The sequence below is a fragment of the Brevundimonas sp. GW456-12-10-14-LB3 genome, from assembly GCF_059424365.1.
In genome coordinates this window covers 1-739 of record NZ_JBWKZJ010000081.1, presented here as the reverse complement: position 1 = coordinate 739, position 739 = coordinate 1, and the positions used below count along the sequence as shown (strand labels likewise).

The window sequence follows — 739 nt, the reverse complement described above, 5'->3', positions numbered from 1 at the left end:
GCGTCTCGCCGAACAGTTGCAGCACCAGGGCGGTCCAGGACGGCGCGGAGGTGTCGGCCATCATCCACAGCTTCTCCACCTCGGCGAACTTGGGGTCGGCCTTGACCGCCGGGTCCGTCTTGGCCTTCGCCATGAAGTCCTGGACCTTGGACAGGGCCTCCATATTCTTCTTCCAGCTGTCGAGGTCGGCGTACTGCCGAGAGCCGTCATGATTGACAGGGCTCAAGACCCAATCAAATAGAAGTTGCTGATCTTCAGGAGAGTAGGATTCGATATACTTCAACTCATCAGCACCATGCAGATCCAAGGCGATCATCTCATTTCTCGCCCCGTCTATTTTCTTCTTGAACTCGCTATTCATCATGGTCGCAAAGATCGGATTCGTATCCGCGCCGGAAGACCCCATGAACTCTCCGTCCAAGAACATTCGGTGCGTTTCCTTATAGGCCGCGCTCTTCGCCTTATCGCTTGTGGCGCCGCTCTCGTCCGCGACGATCGCCGCCAGAGTGCGCAGCTTTTCCAGGTTCTGCGCCAAATTCGGAGCGGCCTTGATCGCAGGCCAGGCGCCGGCGGCGGGGGTCGAGGCGGTATTGAGGGCGTCTGTCATCGGAGCGGCTCTTGATGTCGGAGGAAGGGATCAGACGCGCTTTGACGCCACTGCTCCGGGCTCATAGGGGGCGGGCTGGGCGTTGGGCTTGACGTCGCCGACGACGGTCCTGGCCTTGTCCGACAGGTCCAG

The 739-nt window shown here is 60.1% G+C and carries 1 protein-coding gene; it reads right to left on the bottom strand.

Features of this window, described 5'->3' with window-relative positions; genetic code table 11:
• On the bottom strand, positions 1 to 607 hold a 607-nt coding region (locus AC07XS_RS15840; protein ID WP_494732684.1), incomplete at its 3' end, for a hypothetical protein.
• Positions 608 to 739 lie beyond the last annotated feature (132 nt).